Annotated in this window: 17 protein-coding genes; 10 read left to right on the top strand and 7 right to left on the bottom strand. The window is 73.0% G+C overall.

What is annotated here, in order from left to right:
* Positions 1-249: 249 nt before the first annotated feature.
* Complete coding sequence (locus tag P3T37_RS12430) at positions 250-879, top strand: TetR/AcrR family transcriptional regulator (protein WP_280723673.1); 630 nt, start codon at positions 250-252, stop codon at positions 877-879.
* Positions 880-935: 56 nt separating this feature from the next.
* On the opposite strand, the gene P3T37_RS12425 is transcribed toward P3T37_RS12430, so the two are convergent.
* The 4 genes from P3T37_RS12425 to P3T37_RS12410 form a co-directional block, all read right to left on the bottom strand.
* Entirely contained in the window at positions 936-2639 is a 1704-nt protein-coding gene (locus P3T37_RS12425; RefSeq protein WP_280723600.1) for a methylmalonyl-CoA mutase family protein, read from the bottom strand.
* A gap of 124 nt (positions 2640-2763) precedes the next feature.
* The gene (locus P3T37_RS12420; protein WP_280723599.1) at positions 2764-3099 is read right to left on the bottom strand and encodes a DUF3817 domain-containing protein; all 336 of its coding nucleotides are present in this window, start codon (positions 3097-3099) and stop codon (positions 2764-2766) included.
* A gap of 66 nt (positions 3100-3165) precedes the next feature.
* Positions 3166-3684 (bottom strand): MarR family transcriptional regulator, encoded by a 519-nt coding sequence (locus P3T37_RS12415; protein WP_280723598.1) that lies wholly within the window; start codon positions 3682-3684, stop codon positions 3166-3168.
* 73 nt (positions 3685-3757) lie between these two features.
* Complete coding sequence (locus P3T37_RS12410) at positions 3758-4084, bottom strand: DUF3817 domain-containing protein (protein WP_280723597.1); 327 nt, start codon at positions 4082-4084, stop codon at positions 3758-3760.
* A gap of 224 nt (positions 4085-4308) precedes the next feature.
* Here P3T37_RS12410 and P3T37_RS12405 point away from each other — a divergent pair, with 224 nt between their 5' ends.
* From P3T37_RS12405 to P3T37_RS12385, 5 genes are read left to right on the top strand one after another with little or no spacing between them, the layout of a single operon-like run.
* Positions 4309-5073 (top strand): DUF2127 domain-containing protein, encoded by a 765-nt coding sequence (locus tag P3T37_RS12405; protein ID WP_280723596.1) that lies wholly within the window; start codon positions 4309-4311, stop codon positions 5071-5073.
* A 25-nt stretch (positions 5074-5098) separates the two neighbouring features.
* A complete protein-coding gene (locus P3T37_RS12400) occupies positions 5099-5737 on the top strand; it encodes an AIM24 family protein (protein WP_280723595.1) in 639 nt (212 codons plus the stop codon).
* Positions 5737-6387, top strand: a complete 651-nt coding sequence (locus tag P3T37_RS12395) for an AIM24 family protein (RefSeq protein ID WP_280723594.1) — start codon at positions 5737-5739, stop codon at positions 6385-6387. The genes P3T37_RS12400 and P3T37_RS12395 overlap by 1 nt, the downstream gene beginning before the upstream one ends.
* Positions 6387-7184: an AIM24 family protein gene (locus P3T37_RS12390; RefSeq protein ID WP_280723593.1), complete on the top strand. Its 798-nt coding sequence runs from the start codon at positions 6387-6389 to the stop codon at positions 7182-7184. Before P3T37_RS12395 ends, P3T37_RS12390 begins: the two co-directional genes overlap by 1 nt.
* A gap of 40 nt (positions 7185-7224) precedes the next feature.
* Entirely contained in the window at positions 7225-7749 is a 525-nt protein-coding gene (locus tag P3T37_RS12385; RefSeq protein WP_280723592.1) for a MarR family transcriptional regulator, read from the top strand.
* 13 nt (positions 7750-7762) lie between these two features.
* On the opposite strand, the gene meaB is transcribed toward P3T37_RS12385, so the two are convergent.
* Together meaB and P3T37_RS12375 are read right to left on the bottom strand one after the other, a co-directional pair.
* Complete coding sequence (gene meaB / locus P3T37_RS12380; RefSeq protein WP_280723591.1) at positions 7763-8719, bottom strand: methylmalonyl Co-A mutase-associated GTPase MeaB; 957 nt, start codon at positions 8717-8719, stop codon at positions 7763-7765.
* Positions 8720-8795: 76 nt separating this feature from the next.
* Positions 8796-10010: an acetyl-CoA C-acetyltransferase gene (locus tag P3T37_RS12375; protein ID WP_280723590.1), complete on the bottom strand. Its 1215-nt coding sequence runs from the start codon at positions 10008-10010 to the stop codon at positions 8796-8798.
* Between the two features lie 211 nt (positions 10011-10221).
* Between P3T37_RS12375 and mce the strand changes: the two genes are divergently transcribed.
* The 3 genes from mce (at position 10222) to P3T37_RS12360 (ending at position 17032) form a co-directional block, all read left to right on the top strand.
* Complete coding sequence (mce, locus tag P3T37_RS12370; RefSeq protein WP_280723589.1) at positions 10222-10659, top strand: methylmalonyl-CoA epimerase; 438 nt, start codon at positions 10222-10224, stop codon at positions 10657-10659.
* Positions 10660-11111: 452 nt separating this feature from the next.
* The gene (locus tag P3T37_RS12365) at positions 11112-15995 is read left to right on the top strand and encodes a hypothetical protein (protein WP_280723588.1); all 4884 of its coding nucleotides are present in this window, start codon (positions 11112-11114) and stop codon (positions 15993-15995) included.
* Between the two features lie 107 nt (positions 15996-16102).
* Positions 16103-17032, top strand: a complete 930-nt coding sequence (locus P3T37_RS12360) for a cellulose-binding protein (RefSeq protein WP_280723587.1) — start codon at positions 16103-16105, stop codon at positions 17030-17032.
* A gap of 55 nt (positions 17033-17087) precedes the next feature.
* Here the strand turns inward: P3T37_RS12360 and P3T37_RS12355 are convergent, their stop codons facing one another.
* The gene (locus P3T37_RS12355; RefSeq protein ID WP_280723586.1) at positions 17088-17843 is read right to left on the bottom strand and encodes an alpha/beta hydrolase; all 756 of its coding nucleotides are present in this window, start codon (positions 17841-17843) and stop codon (positions 17088-17090) included.
* A gap of 98 nt (positions 17844-17941) precedes the next feature.
* Between P3T37_RS12355 and P3T37_RS12350 the strand changes: the two genes are divergently transcribed.
* Positions 17942-18952: an ABC transporter ATP-binding protein gene (locus P3T37_RS12350; RefSeq protein WP_280723585.1), complete on the top strand. Its 1011-nt coding sequence runs from the start codon at positions 17942-17944 to the stop codon at positions 18950-18952.
* Position 18953: the final 1 nt, after the last annotated feature.

Here is an 18953-nt window from a genome sequence, read left to right as displayed (position 1 = left end):
GTTCTCGCTGCGACGCGGATCCCCACCCGCGCCCCGCGCCGTCGCCCCTCCCACAGGGCCGGCACGTGGTTGCCGCTCTTTCGCTACGAGTCGTAGCGTATCTGGACACCGCCCCCCCGCCGCAAGCCCGCCCACCCCCGGGACGACGTGACGTCCCCCACTTTCCGCCGTGCCTTCCGCCGTCGCCGAACTGCGGATACGGTGGCCTCCCCCACCCAAGCTACTCATCAGTACAGATCGCAAGGAGCCCTGGTGGCCACCCCTCCACCCGCACCGCACCGCGCGAAGGGCCGACCGCGCAGCGCAGCCGCCGACCGCGCGATCCTCGACGCCACCCGCGAAGCCCTGGCCGAAGTCGGCTGGGGCGGGCTCAGCATCGGCCAGGTCGCGCTGCGGGCCGGCGTCGCCAAGACCACCCTCTACCGCCGCTGGCCATCCAAGAACGAGCTGGTCATGGACGCCGTGGCCACCCAGCTGGAGGAGCTGGAGGTGACCGATCTGGGCAGTCTGCGGGCGGACATCGAGGACGTGGTGGCGCAGTTCGCCGCGCTGCTCTCCCGGCCGGAGACGCAGGCCGCTCTGCTCGCGCTGTTCGCCGAGGGCACCCGCGACGCGCAGCTGCGCAAGCGGATCCGGCAGACCATCGTCGACCCGCAGAAGCGCCTGGTGCGCCAGGGGCGGGCCAACGCCCAGGCCCGCGGGGAGCTCGACCCGGACTGCGACGAGGCGTCGGCGGCCGAGGAGATCGACATCATCTTCGACACCATCGCGGGCACCGTGGAGCACCGGATGCTGGTCAGCGGTGAGCCGGTCACGCCCGACTGGATCTCCCGCTTCACCACCCTGCTGCTCAACCCGCTACCGGGCTTTCGCGCCTGAACCCCCAGGGCCCCGGAAGTCGATCCGGTCGACTTCCGGGGCCCGTGCGCGTCGACTCAGAACCCGGCGGGCTCGCGGTAGATACCCCACTCGGCGCGCAGGGTGTTGCAGATCTCGCCCAGGGTCGCCTCGGCCCGGACGGCCTCCAGCATCGGCGGGATCATGTTCCGGCCGTCGCGGGCGGCGGCCAGCATGCCGTCCAGGCCGGCCCGGACAGCGGCCTCGTCGCGGCCGGCCCTGCGTGCGGCCAGCACCCGGACCTGCTCGCGCTCCACCTCGTGGCTGACCCGCAGGATCTCCAGCGGCGGGGTGACCGACTTGGGGTGGCAGTTGACGCCGACCACCCGCTTCTCGCCCTTCTCCAGCGCCGTCTGGTAGGCGAAGGCCGCCTCGGCGGTCTCGCTCATGAACCAGCCCTCCTCGATGCCGCGCAGGATGCCCGCGGTCATCGGGCCGATCGCGTGGCCCTTGGAGTCGTTGGCCGCCTTGGCGCCCTTGGCCAGGATCTTGGCGAAGATCTCCTCGGCCTGCGCCTCGATCCGGTCGGTGAGCGCCTCGACGTACCAGGAACCGCCCAGCGGGTCGGCCACGTTGGCCACCCCGGTCTCCTCCATCAGCACCTGCTGGGTGCGCAGCGCGATCTCGGCGGCCAGCTCGGAGGGCAGCGCCAGCGTCTCGTCCAGGGCGTTGGTGTGCAGCGAGTTGGTGCCGCCGAGGATCGCCGACAGCGCCTCCACGGCGGTGCGGACCACGTTGTTGTACGGCTGCTGGGCGGTCAGCGAGACGCCGGCGGTCTGGGTGTGGAAGCGCAGCCACTGCGCCTTGTCGGTCTTGGCGCCGTAGGTGTCGCGCATCCAGCGGGCCCAGATCCGGCGCGCGGCGCGGAACTTGGCGATCTCCTCGAAGAAGTCCAGGTGGGCGTCGAAGAAGAACGACAGGCCGGGCGCGAAGACGTCCACGTCCATGCCGCGGGAGAGGCCGAGCTCGACGTAGCCGAAGCCGTCGGCGAGGGTGTACGCCAGCTCCTGCGCGGCCGTCGTGCCGGCCTCGCGGATGTGGTAGCCGGAGACCGAGAGCGGCTTGTAGGCCGGGATGCCGGTCGCGCAGTACTCCATCAGGTCGCCGATCAGGCGCAGGTGCGGCTCGGGCGCGAAGAGCCACTCCTTCTGGGCGATGTACTCCTTGAAGATGTCGGTCTGCAGGGTCCCGTTGAGCACCGCCGGGTCGATCCCCTGGCGCTCGGCCGCCACCAGGTACATGCAGAAGACCGGGACGGCCGGCCCGCTGATCGTCATCGAGGTGGTGACGTCGCCGAGCGGGATGCTGTCGAACAGCACCTCCATGTCGGCGGCCGAGTCGATGGCCACGCCGCAGTGCCCGACCTCGCCGAGCGACTTGGGGTCGTCGGAGTCGTACCCCATCAGGGTCGGCATGTCGAAGGCGACCGAGAGGCCGCCGCCGCCGGCCTCCAGGATCATCTTGTAGCGCTCGTTGGTCTGCTGGGCGTTGCCGAAGCCGGCGAACTGCCGGATCGTCCACGTCCGGCCGCGGTAGCCGGTCGGGTGCAGGCCGCGGGTGAACGGGTACTCGCCCGGCCAGCCGATCCGCTCGAAGCCCTCGTACGGGACGCCGGCCGGCGGCCCGTAGACCGGCTCGACCTCGTCACCGGAGAGGGTGGTGAAGTCGGCGTCGCGCTTGCGGGCCTTGTCGTACCGCTGCTGCCAGCGCTGCCGGCCCCGCTCGATCTCTTCGGCGTCCACTGCGACCCACTCCCGCTCGTTGGAAGGACTCCTTGAAATTTACTCGGACGTCCTACTACTTGTCGATGATGGCAGACCGCAAAAAGGCCCCCACCTGTCGGTGGGGGCCTGCGTCGGAGAGTGCTCAGGCTCTGACGGGCTGCGGCGCCGCGGAGGCTGCCGACGCGGTGGCCTCGCGGACCACCCGGCGCTCGGCGATGAACGAGGCGAACGGGATGCAGCCGGCGGCCAGCGTGAAGAGCAGCCGGCCCATCGGCCACTTGAGCTTCTGGCCGAGCAGGAAGGTCACCACGAAGTAGCCGATGTAGAGGTAGCCGTGCAGCATCGCCACGTACATCGTGGCGTCCTTGGCCGCGCCGAAGCCGTACTTCGCGATCATGAAGCCGCAGAAGATCAGCAGCGCACAGCCGGTCGCGATGGCCAGCGCCCGGTACCAGGCCAGCAGGGGGGTGGACTTCATAGTGGGCAGCCTTCGTGCTCGACAGGGGGGTTGGAGCTCATCCGAGGGTAACCGCCCTACCGACGATCACTGCTCCGGGGGTTCGGTGAAGTCACCGGCCGCCACCCGCAGCGGCCTGAGCAGCTCGAACACCTGTCGGCACTGCTCAGCGTCGTACGATTCCAGGCCGAACTCGGCGGCCATCAGCTCCCGGGTGGCCTGCTCGACCGTGCTGCGGCCGAGCGGGGTGATCGCGGCCAGCACGCCCCGGCCGTCGTCCGGGTTGGGCCGCCGGGAGACCAGGCCGGCCTTCTCCAGCCGGTCGACCGTGTTGGTGACGCTGGTGGGATGCACCATCAGCCGCTCGCCGATCTTCGACAGCGACAGCTCGCCGGTCCGGCTGAAGGTCAGCAGCACCAGTGCCTCGTAGCGCGCGAAGGTCAGCCCGTACGGCTTGACCACCGCGTCGACCCGGCCCAGCAGGATCTGGTGCGCGCGCATCACCGAGGTGATCGCCGCCATCGAGGGCACGGCGCCCCAGCGGCGGGCCCAGAGTTCGTCGGCGCGGGCGATCGGGTCGAAGTCGAGAGCGAGAGGTTTGGCCACGCCCTCACCGTACCGGCGGGTCCGCCCAGGGAACTTGGGCGGACCGCATGGTGGAACCGGCCCAGGCTGCGACTCAGGCGGTGGCGCGGGCCGGCTCGGCGAGGACCGCGCCGCCGCGCTCCTCCTTGGCGAGCATCCGCTCGGCGAAGAACCCGCCGGTCGGGAGCACCGAGAGGATCAGCAGCAGCACCGCCCGCTTGAGGTCCCAGCCCTGCTTCTGCCAGGCCAGGCCCCAGAACGCGACGTAGGCCAGGAAGAGCATCCCGTGGATCATGCCGAGCACCGGGACCGGGTTGAAGCTGGTGTTGTACTTGAACACCATGCCGACCAGCAGCAGGAGGAAGGACAGTCCCTCCGGGCCGGAGACGAGACGCAGGCGGTGGACGGCGCTGTTCTTCATGACGGGTACCTCACTGCGGGCGGGGACGACAGGGTGGGAACGGCGCCTTGTGAACAGACGCACAAACCGCTGCCCATTATGGGCAGGCCCGTCCGGCGGAGCGTGCGCCGGGGGCCCGGTCGTGCGCGAGGTCACATCCGCGCGCTCCCCGGCGTTCGCCTCGCTATCCTGCTTCCCGCGCGGCCGAGCCCGGCGCGCATGCACCGACCTGGGGGAGCACCACCATGTTCAAGCGGGACTGGGATCGTCGGACCTGCGCCAAGCGCGGCCACACCACCTACGCCCCGTCCGAGTCGCACCTGCGCGAGCGGCTGCACGCCGCCACCGCGCTCGGCGACGCCTGGCGGTGCCTGCGCTGCGGCGACTTCGCGCTCGGCGCCCCGGACGGCTCGGGGCCGGCCGCGAACGCCCCGCTGGTCCCGCGCGGCAAGGCCCTGCGCGACCTCTTCATCCTGCGCTTCCTCGCCGTCGAGCGGGTGCTGCGCGGTGTGCTGATCATCCTGGCCGCCTGGGCGGTGTGGAAGTTCTCCAACAGCCAGAACGCCGTGCGCGACCTGTTCGACCAGGACCTGACGGCCTTCAAGCCGGTCGCCGACCACTTCCACTACGACCTCGACCACTCCCCCGTGGTCGACACCATCCGCAAGACCTTCGACTACCGGCACAACACCCTGGTGATCGTCGCCGCGGCCCTGCTGGCCTACGCGCTGATCGAGCTGGTCGAGGGCGTGGGCCTGTGGCTGGGCCGGCGCTGGGCCGAGTACCTGACGGTGATCGCCACCGCCGCCTTCCTTCCCCTGGAGGTCTACGAACTGACCGAGAAGGTCAGCGCGTTCAAGATCGCCACGCTGCTCCTCAACGTCCTCGCGGTGCTCTGGATCCTGGTCTCCAAGCGCCTCTTCGGCCTGCGCGGCGGCGTCGAGGCCTTCGAGGCCGAGCGCCACTCGGCCTCCTTCCTGGAGGTCGAGACGGCCGCCGGAACCGTCTGACGGACGCCTGGCGTATCTTCACCGGGTGGCACAGTTCCGACTCCAGGGTTCCCGGGTACTCGCCGTCGATCTGGCGGGTGACGCCGTCAGGGCCCGCAACGGCTCGATGGTCGCCTACACCGGGCAGATGACGTTCAAGAAGCTCACCGGCGGCGGCGAGGGCCTGCGCGGGATGGTGACGCGCAGGCTGACCGGCGAGCAGATGACGGTGATGGAGGTCCAGGGCAACGGCACCTGCTTCTTCGCCGCCCAGGCCACCGAGATCAACCTCGTGCGGCTGAACGGCGAGGCGCTGCACGTCGAGGCGGACAACCTGCTGTGCACCGAGGCGGGCCTGCGCACCGGCACCACCTTCACCGGCCTGAACGGGATGGCGTCCGGCGACGGCCTGTTCACCACCAGGGTGGAGGGGTCCGGCTGGGCGGCGGTGACCTCGAACGGGCCCGCCGTGATCCTGCGGGTGTCGCAGGGGATGCCGCTGCGGGTGGACCCGGGGGCGTACGTCGCGCACACCGGGAACCTCAACCGCAGCCTGCGGTCCGGCGCGGGCTGGACCACGCTGATGGGCGAGGGCGGCGGCGAGGCGGTCCAGGCGGAGTTCACCGGCGAGGGCCTGGTCTACGTCCAGCCCTCCGAGAAGATCACCTTCGGGGGCGACGTCTGATGCCGTTCCACAAGATCAACGGAAAGATGGTCGAGGCGCCGATCCAGCCCGGCCAGCGGATGTTCAGCCAGCGCGGCGCGATGCTCGGCTACCGCGGCGAGGTCAGCTTCACGCCGAACCTGACCGGCGGCCAGGGCGGCGTGATGTCGATGATCGGGCGCCGGGTGGCGGGCGAGGACACCCCGCTGATGACCGTCGAGGGGCGCGGCACCGTGCTGTTCGGCCACGGGGGCCACCACGTCCACGTGGTCGACCTGGTCGGCGACACGCTGTGCGTGGAGGCGGACCGACTGCTGGCCTTCGACGGGACGCTCCAGCAGTCCACCCTGTTCATGGGCTCGCAGGGCGGGGTGATGGGCATCGTCCGGGGCCAGGTGACCGGCCAGGGGCTCTTCACCACCCGGCTGTCCGGCCACGGCTCGGTGGCGGTGATGGCGCACGGCGGCGTCTTCGAGCTGCCGATCACGCCCGGCCGACCGGTCCACGTCGACCCGCAGGCGTACGTCGCGCACCGCGGCGAGGTCACCAACAGGCTGTCCAGCGCGCTGGGTTGGCGCGACATGATCGGACGTGGCTCGGGCGAGGCGTTCCAGCTGGAGCTGTCCGGGCAGGGCACCGTCTACGTGCAGGCGAGCGAGGAGAAGCTCTGATGGAGACGTACGACGCGTACAGCCTCCCGGCCAACGACAACGTCAACCCGTACGCCTTCTCGGTCGAGCTGAACGGCAGTTACTTCCTGCAGAAGGGCAAGATGGTCGCCTACTACGGCGACATCAGCTTCCAGGGCGTCGGCCACGGCGCGCTCGACCGACTGCTCGGGCAGCAGTTCAACTCCCCGCTGCACGCGGCGGACTGGGTGGTCGCCCAGGGGCGCGGCAAGATGGTGCTGGCTGACCGGGCCTTCGACCTGAACTCCTACGACCTGGACCAGGGCAATCTCACCGTCCGCTCCGGCAACCTGCTCGCCTTCGAGCCGACCCTGGCGCTGAAGCAGTCGATCATCCCGGGCTTCCTCACCCTGCTGGGCACGGGGAAGTTCGTCGCGGCGTCGAACGGTCCGGTGCATTTCATGGAGCCACCCGTTCGAGTGGATCCGCAGGCACTGGTCGGCTGGGCCGACTGCCCGGCCCCCTGCCACCACTACGACCACCAGTACCTGCACGGCGTGCTGGGCGGGCTGCGCCGGCTGACCGGGCTGGGCGGCGCCTCCGGCGAGGAGCACCAGTTCGAGTTCGTCGGTGCGGGGCAGGTGCTGGTGCAGTCGAGCGAGGTCCTGATGGCCGAGCGGCCGGTGGGACGGGTGGACGCGGAACCCGGCATCCCAGGCGGCGGCCTGCCGCAGCAGGGCTACCAGAGCCAGTACCCCGGCGGCGGCCAGCAGCTGCCGAACCTCCAGGTCCCGGGCCTGGGCAACCTCGGCGAGCTGGGCCGACGCTTCGGACTCTAGTTTTGTAGAAAATTGAACAATATTGCGTATCATGGACGGTATGGACACGCACGCCACTGAGCCGACCGAAGCCCAGGCCCCGCCGGCCGCCACCGCTCCGGACGACACCCCCTGGCTGAACGCCCGGGAGCAGCGGCTCTGGCGTGCCCATCTGGAGGTCAGTCAGCTGCTGATGTACCAGCTCGGCCGCGAGCTCCAGCCGCACGGCCTGGCCAGCAACGACTACGAGATCCTGGTGGTGCTCTCCGAGTCGCCCAAGCGGCGGATGCGGATGACCGACCTGGCCACCGCCACCCTCCAGTCCAAGAGCCGGCTCTCGCACCAGATCACCCGGATGGAGAGCGCCGGTCTGGTGCTGCGCCAGGAGTGTCCGGGCGACCGCCGAGGCCTCTACGCCAACCTGACGGACCAGGGCTGGGAGACCATGCAGAAGGTCGCACCGGACCATGTCCGCAGCGTCCGCGCGCACTTCATCGACCGCTTCGACAGCGACCAGCTGGACGCCATGTACGAGGCGCTCGCACCGATCGCCGAACACCTGCGCGGCCTGCGCGGGCGCGGCTAGGCCCCCACGAGGCTCAGCGGTCCGTCAGACCGGCCACGAGTTCGTCCGCCGCGCCGTACGGGTCCAACTGCCCGGCGGCCACCCGCTCGGCCAGCGCGTCCAGGTGCCGGTCGCCGTGCAGGTCGCCGATCCGCGAGCGCAGCGCCGCCAGCGCGATCGCCTCGATCTCCTCGGCCGCCCGGCGCCGTCGGCGCACGGCCAGCTCGCCGCCCGCCTCCAGCCAGGCGCGGTGCTTCTCCAGCGCCTCGACCACCTCGTCGACGCCCTCGCCGCGGGCGGCCACGGTCTTGAGGATCGGCGGCCGCCAGTCCCCCGGCTCGCGGGACTCGCCGAGGCCGAGCATGTGGCCCAGCTCCCGGGCGGTGGAGTCCGCGCCGTCCCGGTCGGCCTTGTTGACCACGAAGACGTCGCCGATCTCCAGGATCCCCGCCTTGGCGGCCTGGATCCCGTCGCCCATCCCGGGCGCCAGCAGCACGACCGTGGTGTCCGCCTGCGCGGCCACCTCCACCTCGGACTGGCCGACCCCGACGGTCTCCACCAGGATCACGTCGCACCCCGCCGCGTCCAGCACCCGCAGCGCCTGCGGGGCCGCCCAGGAGAGCCCGCCCAGGTGGCCGCGGGTGGCCATCGAGCGGATGAAGACGTCCGGATCGGTGGCGTGGTCCTGCATCCGCACCCGGTCGCCGAGCAGCGCGCCGCCGGAGAACGGCGAGGACGGGTCCACCGCCAGCACCGCGACCCGCTTGCCCAGGCGCCGGTAGGCCGACACCAGTGCGGAGGTCGAGGTCGACTTGCCCACGCCCGGCGAACCGGTCAGGCCGACGGTGTACGCCCGCCCGGTGTGCGGGGCGAGCGCGGCCATCACCTCGCGCAGCTGCGGGGCGGCGTTCTCGACCAGCGAGATCAGCCGGGCCACCGCGCGCGGGCGCCCCTCGCGGGCCTGCTCGACCAGGGTCGGCACATCGATCATGGCGCTTGGGTCTCCTCGGTCCAAAGCCGGTGCCCCGCAGTCGCGAGGCACCGGCCGGGTGGGGCTACGGGGTGGGTCAGGCCTTGGGGACCCGGACGATCAGGGCGTCGCCCTGGCCGCCGCCGCCGCACAGCGCGGCCGCACCGACGCCGCCGCCGCGCCGCTGGAGCTCCAGCGCCAGGTGCAGCACGACCCGGGCGCCGGACATCCCGATCGGGTGGCCGAGCGCGATCGCGCCGCCGTTGACGTTGACCTTCTCCTCGCCGACGCCGAGGTCCTTCATCGACTGGTAGGCGACCGCCGCGAAGGCCTCGTTGATCTCGATCAGGTCGAGGTCCTCGACGCCGATGCCCTCCTTGGAGAGCGCGTGCCTGATCGCGTTGGACGGCTGCGACTGCAGCGAGTTGTCCGGGCCCGCGACGTTGCCGTGCGCGCCGATCTCGGCGATCCAGCTCAGGCCCAGCTCCTCGGCCTTGGCCTTGCTCATCACGACCACCGCGGCGGCGCCGTCGGAGATCTGCGAGGAGGTGCCGGCCGTGATGGTGCCGGCCTTGTCGAAGGCCGGGCGCAGCTTGGCCAGCGTCTCCACGGTGGTCTCGGCGCGGATGCCCTCGTCCCTAGAGAAGACCACCGGCTCGCCCTTGCGCTGCGGGATCTCCACGGGGGTGATCTCGGCGTCGAAGACGCCGTTCTTCTGGGCGGCGGCGGCGCGCTGGTGCGAGAGGGCCGCGAGGTGGTCCTGCACCTCGCGGGCGATGCCCAGGCGGGTGTTGTGCTTCTCGGTGGACTCGCCCATCGGGATGTTCTCGAACGCGTCGGTCAGGCCGTCGAAGGCCATCGCGTCGAGCATCTCGATCGAGCCGTACTTGTAGCCCTCGCGGGACTTCGGCAGCAGGTGCGGCGCGTTGGTCATCGACTCCTGGCCGCCGGCCACCACGATGTCGAACTCGCCGGCGCGGATCAGCTGGTCGGCCAGCGCGATGGCGTCCAGGCCCGAGAGGCAGACCTTGTTGATGGTCAGCGCGGGGACGTTCATCGGGATGCCGGCCTTGACTGCGGCCTGGCGGGCGGGGATCTGGCCCGCGCCGGCCTGCAGCACCTGGCCCATGATCACGTACTGCACCTGGTCGCCCGCCACACCGGCCCGCTGGAGGGCGGCCTTGATGGCGAAGCCGCCGAGCTCGGCACCCGAGAACCCCTTGAGCGAGCCGAGCAGGCGGCCCATCGGGGTGCGGGCGCCGGCGACGATGACGGAAGTAGTAGCGGTGGAAGCGGTGGAAGCGGTAGGCATGGAACGAGCCCCTTCGCACGTCTTGGCCAGCGAGTCCTGCGGAGCTTGGAGCGGCAGCAGCAGGGCCCGGGGAGAGGGATGCAGCTCAATGTACTGACCCGTAACCCGGGCGTCACCGGAGCAACGGTGTGATCAGGCTCGCACACGGCCCAGTGGCGCGGCGGGCCCGTTGTGCGCTGCACTGACTGCAACCCGACCCCTGGAGGCTCCTGTGTTGACCCGGATCGACCACATCGGCATCGCCTGCTTCGACCTCGACAAGACTGTCGAGTTCTACCGTGCCACGTACGGCTTCGAGGTGTACCACAGCGAGGTCAACGAGGAGCAGGGCGTCCGCGAGGCGATGCTGAAGATCAACGACACCGGCGACGGCGGCGCCTCGTACCTCCAGCTGCTGGAGCCGACCCGCGAGGACTCCACGGTCGCCAAGTGGCTGGCGAAGAACGGCGAGGGCGTGCACCACATCGCGTTCGGGACCGCCGACGTCGACGGCGACGCCGCGGACATCAAGGCGAAGGGCGTCCGGGTGCTCTACGAGGAGCCGCGGATCGGTTCGATGGGCTCGCGGATCACCTTCCTGCACCCCAAGGACTGCGGCGGCGTGCTGACCGAGCTGGTCACCTCCGCCGACCCGCAGGCGGGCCACTGACCGGCCGGTAACCTGCGCGAGTGCCGGACTCGGCGGTCAAAGTCCCGCTTCGGCCCACTACAATGCCCAGGTGCGTGACGGCCTCCGCGAGGAGCAGCCCGGCAGGCACGGCCAAGGGCGGGGAAGACTGACCAGTGACAGTCGGTCCCGGTCGTAGGGGAGTCCGTATCCGGGGCACGGCTGAGCAAGCCGGTGTTCGGATCTGTCACCATTCTCCAGAAGGCAAGAGTTCGCCCAGGAGTCCACCCGGTCGGCGGAGCGCGGTCACGGCCGCGCGCCACCCGCCAGGGCTCCGACCGTGGCGGACGTCCCCGGCATCGGGGGCGTTCGAACAGCCGGTCCCGTACGGGACTGGCCGCGGATGCAAGGACCAGCGCGGCCGGCCTCTCCCGAGGCCGCCTTTCGGGCCGCGCGGGTCGAGGACGCGACCAGGAGATGGATGGGACCGCGCAGTGCGGGGCAACGACCGCTACGAGGTTGACGATCACCTCTCCAAGTTCGAAGCCGACATGGAGCGGCTTCGCAAGGAGCGGGACAAGACCGCCGAGCATGCCGAGGACCTCGCCTACCAGGTGGAGGTGCTCCGGGCCAAGCTGCACGAATCTCGTCGGCAGCTTGCACAGCCGCGCGCCTTCGACGCCGTCTCCGGCCAGGCCGAGCAGCTCCTGCGCACCGCCGAACTCCAGGCCCAGCAACTGCGCGCGGACGCCGAACGGCAGCTGCGCGAGTCCCAGGCCGCCACCCAGCGACTGATGGCCGAGGCCGCCGAGCGCACCGCCCGGCTGGAGGCCGAGCTCCAGGCCCGCCGCCGGCAGATGGACGACGAGCTGGCGGAGCTGCGCCGCAGCGCCGAACGGCACGTCAAGGAGAACGTCAACTGGGCCGAGCAGACCCGGGCCGGCACCGAGCAGGAGGCCCAGCGCCTGCTCCAGGACGCCCAGGCCGAGGCCGAACGCCTGGTCGCCGCCGCCCGCGCCTCGGCCGCCGCCCTGGCCGACCAGGCCCGGGCGCAGACCGCCGCCGACGTGGACGCCGCCCGCGGCGAGGCCCAGGCCGCCGCCGAGGCCGCGCTGCTGCGCGCCCAGCAGGACGCCGAGCGCCTGCTGCGCGCCGCCTCCCAGCAGGCCCAGCAGGCCAACGCGGAGGCCCAGGAGCTGCGCGGCAGCGCCGCCAACCAGGCCCAGCAGCAGCTGGCCGGGGCGCAGGCCGCCGCCGAGCAGCAGCTGGCCGCCGCACAGCGCGAGATCGCCCAGCTCAAGCAGCAGTCCGTCGAGGCGCAGCAGCAGGCCGAGGCGGCGCTCGCGCAGGCCCAGGCCGAGGTCGAGCGGCTGCGCGAGGAGGCCCGGGCGGAGGCCGAGCGGGCCCGCCTGGAGGCGGGCGAGCTGCGCGCCCAGGCGGCGCTGGCCGCCGAGCAGTTGCAGGCGGACGCGGCCGCGGTCGCCGAGCAGCGGGTCGCGGACGGCGAGGCCAAGGGCGAGCAGCGCTCGCAGACCGCCAAGGCCGAGGTGGCCCGGATGGTCGCCAACGCCACCAAGGAGGCCGAGCGGATCAGGGCCACCGCCGCCGAGGCCGAGGCCCGCGCCCACAACGCCCAGGCCGAGGCGGAGGCCGCCAAGGCCGCCGCCGCCGAGGAGAGCGAGCGGCTGCGCGGCGCGGCCCAGTCCGTCGCCGCCCAGCTGCGCCAGGAGGCCGAGGCCTCCATCGCCGAGCTGCGGGCCGCCGCGCAGGCCGAGGCCGCCGAGATGCGCGCGCAGGCCGAGGCCGCCGCCGAGGCGCTGCGCGCCGACGCCCGCGAGCAGGGCCGGGCCGAGGGCGCCAAGGACGCCACCATGCACCTCGCCAAGGCCGCCAAGAGCGCCGAGGAGGCGCTCGCCCGGGCCGGGCAGGACGCCGAGGCGACCCGGGCCGAGGCCGCCGCCGAGGCCGAGCGGATCCGCAGCGAGGCCTCCGCCGAGGCGGAGCGGCTGCGCGAGCAGGCCCAGGAGTCCGTTGAGCAGGCGCAGAACGCCGCGCTGGACGACGCCGCGGGGATCCGCGCCCGCATGGAGCAGATGCAGGACGAGGCCGCCCGGCTGCGCGCCGAGGCCGAGGAGCTGCGGGCGCAGGCCTCGGCCGACGCCGAGAAGGTGCGCGGCGAGGCCCGCCGGCAGGCCGTGGTCCAGATAGAGGAGTCGGCCAAGAACGCCGAGGAGCTGCTGACCAAGGCCAAGGCCGACTCGGACGAGCTGCGCGCGGGCGCCGGCGTCGAGGTCGAGCGGCTGCGCACCGAGGCCAAGGAGCAGGTCGGGCAGATGCAGGCCCGGGCCGAGCAGATGCTCGGCCGAGCCCGTTCCGAGGCCGAGAAGCTGACCGTCGCGGCCGAGCAGCAGCACCGCGACGCGGTCGCCGCCGCCAAGGCCGCGGCCGCCGAGAACCGGGCCGCCGCCGAGCGGGAGACCGCCGAACTGCGGCGCGAGGCAACCGAGTTCGACCAGCGGGTGCGGGCCGAGGCGCAGGCCGAGGCGACCGCCCTGCAGACCGAGGCACAGGCCGCAGCCGAAGCCAGGGAGGCCGAGTCGCGGGCCGCCGCCGAGGCACTGACCGCTCAGGCGCAGGCCGCCGCCGACGCGCTGCGCGCCGACGCCGAGGCGACCGCGAACGCACTGCGCGAGGAGAGCCGGCGGGCCGCCGAGGAGGCCGCCGCCGCCCTGCTGCGCGAGCGCGAGGAGGTCGCCGAGCAGCTGCGGGCCGCTCAGGCCGCCCGTGAGGCCGCCCGGATCGCCTCGACCGAACTGACCGAGCGCACCGCCGCCGAGACCCAGGCGCTGCGCGAGAGCACCGAGGCGCAGACCGCCCGGGTGCGCGCCGAGGCCGAGGCCGAGGCGCTGGCGCTGCGGACCCAGGCCGCCGAGCAGCTGGAGCTGGCCGACGCGGCGGCCGAGGCCGCCCGTAGCGAGGCCGAGGCCGAGGCGCTGGCGCTGCGCACCGAGGCGCAGACCGCGGCCCGCACGCTGACGGCCGAGGCCCAAGCCGCGGCCGACGAGCTGACCGCCCGTACCCAGGCCGCCACCGAGCAGCTCACCGCCGAAGCCCAGGCCGCCGCGCAGTCGCTCACCGCCGAGGCGCAGAGCGCCGCCGCCGAGCTGACCGCCCGGACCCGGGCCGCCGCCGAGAGCGCGATCGACCAGGCCCAGGCCGCTGCCGACAGCGTCACCGCCGAGGCCGAGGCCGCCGCCCAGGCGCTGGCCGCCGAGGCCGCCCGGGAGGCCGCCGAGCTGCGCAGCGCGGCGGCCCAGGAGCGCGCCGCCGCCACCGAGGAGGCCGCCCGGCTCAGCGCCGAGGCCGCCGAGCAGCTGGAACAGGCCCGCCTTGAGGCGGCCGGCCTCACCGCCGCCGCCACCGCCCGCGCCACCGAGCTGGTCGCCACCGCCGAGGACGAGTCCGCCGCCGTCCGCCAGTCGGTGGCCGGCATGCACGAGAGCGCCTCCCAGCAGGTCGCCGACCTGATCGCGCGCACCGAGCGGGAGACCGCCGACGCCCGCGAGCTGGCCGAGCTGGAGCTGGCCGAACTGCGCGACACCGCCGCCCGGGAGAGCGCCCAGCTTCGTGCCGAGGCCGAGGCCGAGGCGGCCCGGGTGCAGGCCGAGGCGCAGGAGTTCGACGCGCAGCTGCGTGCCGAGGCCGAGCGGGACACCACCGAGCTGCGCGAGCGCACCACCGCCGAGGCCGAGGCCGAGCGCGAGGCCGCGTCCGCGGCCGCCGCCCGGACGGCCGCGGAGGCCGAGGCGTACGCCGCCCAGCTGCAGAGCGAGGCCGAGGAGCACTCCGAGCGGCTGCGCGCCGCGAGCGAGGAGTTCGCCGCCCGGACCCGCGCCGAGGCCGAGGCCGAGTCGGCCCGTCTGCACGGCGAGGCCCAGGAGTACGACGCGCAGCTGCGCACCGAGGCCAACGCCGAACGCCGGCAGGCCGAGGAGGACGCCCGCCGGCACCGCGCCGAGGCCGAGGCACAGGCCGCCCGCACGCTGGCCGAGGCCGAGGCACAGGCCGCCCGCACGCTGGCCGAGGCCGAGGAGCGCAGCGCCGCCGCGGTCGCCGAGGCGGAGCGCTACGCGGCCCGACTGCGCACCGAGGCCGAGGAGTTCGCGTCCGCGACGCGCACCCTCGCGGAGGAGTACGAGGTCGCCACCCGGGCCCGGGCCGACGCCTACGACGTGGGCACCCGCGAGCAGGCCGAGCAGTACGACTCGGCGACCCGCGCGCAGGCCCAGTCCGTCCTGGAGAAGGCCTTCGCCGACGCCGAGGCGCTCGGCGAGGAGTCCCAGAGCACCGCGCTGGCCACCACCGCCGCCGCCGAGGAGCAGGCCGACGCCATGGTGGCCGCCGCCCGCAAGGAGGCGGACCGCCTGGTCGCGGCCGGCGAGGCGGCCGGGCAGGCCGAGGTGGAGCGCTCGCGCGCGGACGCCGACGCGATGCTCTCCGAGGCCCGCCGGGACTCCACCGCGATCCGCGAGCGTGCCGAGGAGCTGCGCGAGCGCACCGACGCCGAGATCGAGGCGCTGCACGAGCGGGCCCGCAAGGAGAACGCGCAGGCCATGAAGTCGGCCGGCGAGCGGGTGGACGCCCTGGTGACGGCCGCTCAGGAGCAGCTGACCGAGGCCGAGGAGCAGGCCCTGACGGCCGTCGTCGAGGCCGAGGAGCTGGCCGCCTCGCTGGTCGCGGCCGCCGAGGAGCGGGCCGCCGAGCTGACGTCCGAGGCGTCGGCGGAGGCCAGCAAGGTCCGGATCGCCGCCGTCCGCAAGGCCGAGGGCCTGCTGAAGGAGGCGGACCAGAAGCTCGCCGACTCCACGGCCAAGGCCGAGCAGAAGCTCGTCGACGCCACCGCCGAGGCCGAGCAGCTGCGCACCGAGGCCGAGGCCCGGCTCAAGGCCGCGCGCGAGGAGGCCGAGGAGCAGATCGAGGCGGCCTCGACGGAGGCGGCCAAGCGGCTGCGCTCCGCCGCCGAGGACGCCGACGAGCAGCTGCGCTCGGCCGCCGAGGAGGCCGAGCGCCTGCGGTCCGAGGCCAAGGCCGAGGCGCAGCGGGTGACCGACGACGGCCGGCGCGAGCTGGACGAACTCGTGCGCCGGCGCAAGGACATCAACACCGAGATTTCCCGGGTGCAGGACGTGCTCTCCGCACTGGAGGCGTTCGAGGCACCGTCACCGGTCCAGCAGACGGCCGCTCGTGAGACGAGCGGCGGGTCCGGTGGGTCAGGCGGGGGCAGCGGGGGCAAGAACAACGGGGGCTCGAAGGCGGGCGCAGGAGTGGGCGCCCCTCGTTCGGGTGGCGGCAGGTCGGGAGGGACACCACCCGATTGAGCGGACATTGTCCGTCCGCCATAGGCTTTTTGCCGAAGACACTCCGGTAACGTGTCAGGATTCCCTCAACCACCTCAGCGGTTTGACGACAGGAAGCCCAGAACCCCATGAGCGACAGTCACTCCCCTCACGGCTTCGACCTGGTGCGCCGTGGGTACGAGCGTGCCCAGGTAGACGAGCGGATCACCAAGCTGGTGGCCGACCGTGACAGCGCGTTGACCAGGATCGGCGCGCTGGAGAAGCGCATCGAGGAGCTCCACCTGGAGACGCAGAGCGCGCAGGCCGCGGTCAGCGACGCCGAGCCCTCGTACGCCGGTCTCGGTGCCCGGGTCGAGAAGATCCTGCGCCTGGCTGAGGAGGAGGCGAAGGACCTGCGTGAGGAGGCCCACCGCGCCGCCGAGCAGCACCGCGAGCTGGCCGAGGCGGCCGCCCAGCAGGTCCGTTCCGAGGCGGAGAACTACGCCAAGGACCGCAAGGCGAAGGCCGAGGACGAGGGTCTGCGGATCGTCGACAAGGCCAAGAGCGACAGCGCCCAGCTGCGCAACGAGGCCAACAAGGACGCTCAGAACAAGCGCGAGGAGGCGGACGCCCTCTTCGAGGAGACCCGCACCAAGGCCGCCCAGGCCGCGCTGGAGTTCGAGACCAACCTGGCCAAGCGCCGCGAGCAGTCCGAGCGCGACCTGGCGGCCCGTCAGGCCAAGGCCGAGAAGCGCCTGGCCGAGATCGAGCACCGCGCCGAGCAGCTCCGCCTGGAGGCCGAGAAGCTGCGCACCGACGCCGAGCGCCGCGCCCGTCAGACGGTGGAGACGGCCCAGCGCCAGTCCGAGGACATCGTGGCCGACGCCAACGCCAAGGCCGACCGGATCCGCAGCGAGTCCGAGCGCGAGCTGGCGGCGCTCACCAACCGCCGCGACAGCATCAACGCCCAGCTGACCAACGTGCGCGAGATGCTCGCCACGCTGACCGGCGCGGCCGTGGCCGCCGCCTCGCTGCCGACGGACGACGCCCTGGGCGTCCCCGCCCAGCAGTCGCGCTGACGCATCGCTGACGGGCCCCCACCGACTCGGTGGGGGCCCGTTCGCGTTCTTCCGGTCAGACCCGGCGCAGCAGTTCCCGCACGGCCGTGTTGAACGCCTCCGGGGCCTCCAGGGCGCTGAGGTGGCCGACGCCCTCGATCACCGTCAGCCGTGCGTCCGGCAGCGCCTGCGCCATCGCCCGCGCGTCGGCCGGCGGGGTCAGCGCGTCCTGCGCGCCCACCAGCACCGCCGCCGGGACCCGCAGCCCGGCCAGCACGTCGAAGGAGTCCGGGCGGGCCGCCATCGCCCGCTGCGCCCAGGCCACACCGGCGGGCGTGGCCGCCGCGATCAGCGCGCGCACCGCCGCGACCAGCTCCGGCGCGGCTGCCGGGCCGAGCAGCGTGGTCTCCAGCTTCTCCTCCGCCAGCAGCCGCACGCTGTCCCGGGCCAGCACCGCCGCGGCGATCCGCTCCCGGTTGGCACGCGCCGCCTCGGTGTCGGCGCTCGCCTTGGTGTCCGCCAGCAGCAGCCCGGACAGCCGGCCGGGGTGGCGGCGGGCGAAGGCCATCGCGACGTAGCCGCCCATCGAGAGCCCGCCGACCACCGCCCGGTCGATCCCCGCGCTGTCCAGCAGCCGGGCGACGCCGTCGGCCAGCAGGTCGAGCGAGGGGGCGTCCGGTAGGGGCGCGGCCGCTCCGAAGCCGGGGAGGTCGGGGGCCAGCACCCGGGCCGCGGAGCCGTCCGGTCCCGGCAGTGCGTCGAGCTGGGCCTGCCACATCCGGGCCGACAGGGGGAAGGCATGGAGCAGGACCAGCGCGCTGGGCTCAGTCATGACTCCACCGTAGAGGGCGACACCTTGACGGTGCACAGGCCGCGCCCGGTCGCCTGATCTGTCCTAACCTGACGAAGAGTGAGCGACAGGGAGCAGCGATGATCGAACTGCACGAGCTGACCAAGCGGTACGGGGACAAGACCGCGGTGGACGGTCTGAGCTTTCAGGTTCCTCAGGGGGTCGTCACCGGCTTTCTGGGACCCAACGGCGCCGGCAAGTCCACCACGATGCGGATGATCCTCGACCTCGACCGGCCCACCAGCGGCCGGGTGACCATCGACGGCAAGCACTACGGGCAGCTCAGCGAGCCGCTCAAGTACATCGGGGCGCTGCTGGAGGCCCAGGCGGTGCACCCCGGGCGGACCGCCTACAACCACCTGCTCTGGCTGGCCCAGAGCAACCGGATCCCGATCCGCCGGGTCGACGAGGTGCTCGCCCTGGTGGGCCTGACCGAGGTGGCCCGCAAGCGCGCCCGAGGCTTCTCGCTCGGCATGGGGCAGCGGCTCGGCATCGCCTCGGCGCTGCTCGGCGACCCGGAGATCCTGATGTTCGACGAGCCGGTCAACGGGCTCGACCCCGAGGGCATCCTGTGGATCCGCAACCTGATGAAGCGGCTGGCCGCCGAGGGCCGTACCGTCTTCGTCTCCTCGCACCTGATGAGCGAGATGGCGCTGACCGCCGAGCACCTGGTGGTGATCGGCCGCGGCAAACTGCTCGCCGACCTGTCGATGGCCGAGTTCATCGCGCAGAACTCCCGTTCCGCGGTGCGGATCCGCACCCCGCACCCGGAGCAGCTGCTGGACGCGCTGGCCACGCAGTCGATCACCGCCGAGGCCGGCCCGGAGGGCAGCTACGAGGTGGTCGACGGCGACCTCGTCAAGATCGGCGAGCTGGCCGCCGCGAGCGGCATCACGCTGCACGAGCTGAGCCCGCAGCGCGCCTCGCTGGAGGAGGCGTTCATGCAGATGACGGCCGACTCGGTCGAGTACCACGCGGGCGACGCACTGAACGGCGGCGTCACGGACGCGGCGGGCGCCGCCGGGGCCTGGGGAGCGGGCTGGCAGCCGCCGGCCGGCAAGCGGCAGAAGAAGCAGAAGGGTGCGAACTGAG

This window comes from Kitasatospora sp. MAA4 (assembly GCF_029893355.1).
GTDB lineage: Bacteria > Actinomycetota > Actinomycetes > Streptomycetales > Streptomycetaceae > Kitasatospora.
Note: the sequence above shows the minus strand (reverse complement) of the source record. Positions and strands in the feature narration are given on the sequence as shown.

Excerpts from the sequence above, each read along its gene's own strand:
- P3T37_RS12420 (WP_280723599.1), bottom strand. The coding sequence starts at position 3,099 with ATGAAGTCCACCCCCCTGCTGGCCTGGTACCGGGCGCTGGCCATCGCG.
- P3T37_RS12350 (WP_280723585.1), top strand. The coding sequence starts at position 17,942 with ATGATCGAACTGCACGAGCTGACCAAGCGGTACGGGGACAAGACCGCG.
- P3T37_RS12355 (WP_280723586.1), bottom strand. The coding sequence starts at position 17,843 with ATGACTGAGCCCAGCGCGCTGGTCCTGCTCCATGCCTTCCCCCTGTCG.
- P3T37_RS12390 (WP_280723593.1), top strand. The coding sequence starts at position 6,387 with ATGGAGACGTACGACGCGTACAGCCTCCCGGCCAACGACAACGTCAAC.
- P3T37_RS12405 (WP_280723596.1), top strand. The coding sequence starts at position 4,309 with ATGTTCAAGCGGGACTGGGATCGTCGGACCTGCGCCAAGCGCGGCCAC.
- P3T37_RS12360 (WP_280723587.1), top strand. The coding sequence starts at position 16,103 with ATGAGCGACAGTCACTCCCCTCACGGCTTCGACCTGGTGCGCCGTGGG.
- P3T37_RS12395 (WP_280723594.1), top strand. The coding sequence starts at position 5,737 with ATGCCGTTCCACAAGATCAACGGAAAGATGGTCGAGGCGCCGATCCAG.
- P3T37_RS12410 (WP_280723597.1), bottom strand. The coding sequence starts at position 4,084 with ATGAAGAACAGCGCCGTCCACCGCCTGCGTCTCGTCTCCGGCCCGGAG.
- P3T37_RS12375 (WP_280723590.1), bottom strand. The coding sequence starts at position 10,010 with ATGCCTACCGCTTCCACCGCTTCCACCGCTACTACTTCCGTCATCGTC.
- P3T37_RS12385 (WP_280723592.1), top strand. The coding sequence starts at position 7,225 with ATGGACACGCACGCCACTGAGCCGACCGAAGCCCAGGCCCCGCCGGCC.
- meaB (WP_280723591.1), bottom strand. The coding sequence starts at position 8,719 with ATGATCGATGTGCCGACCCTGGTCGAGCAGGCCCGCGAGGGGCGCCCG.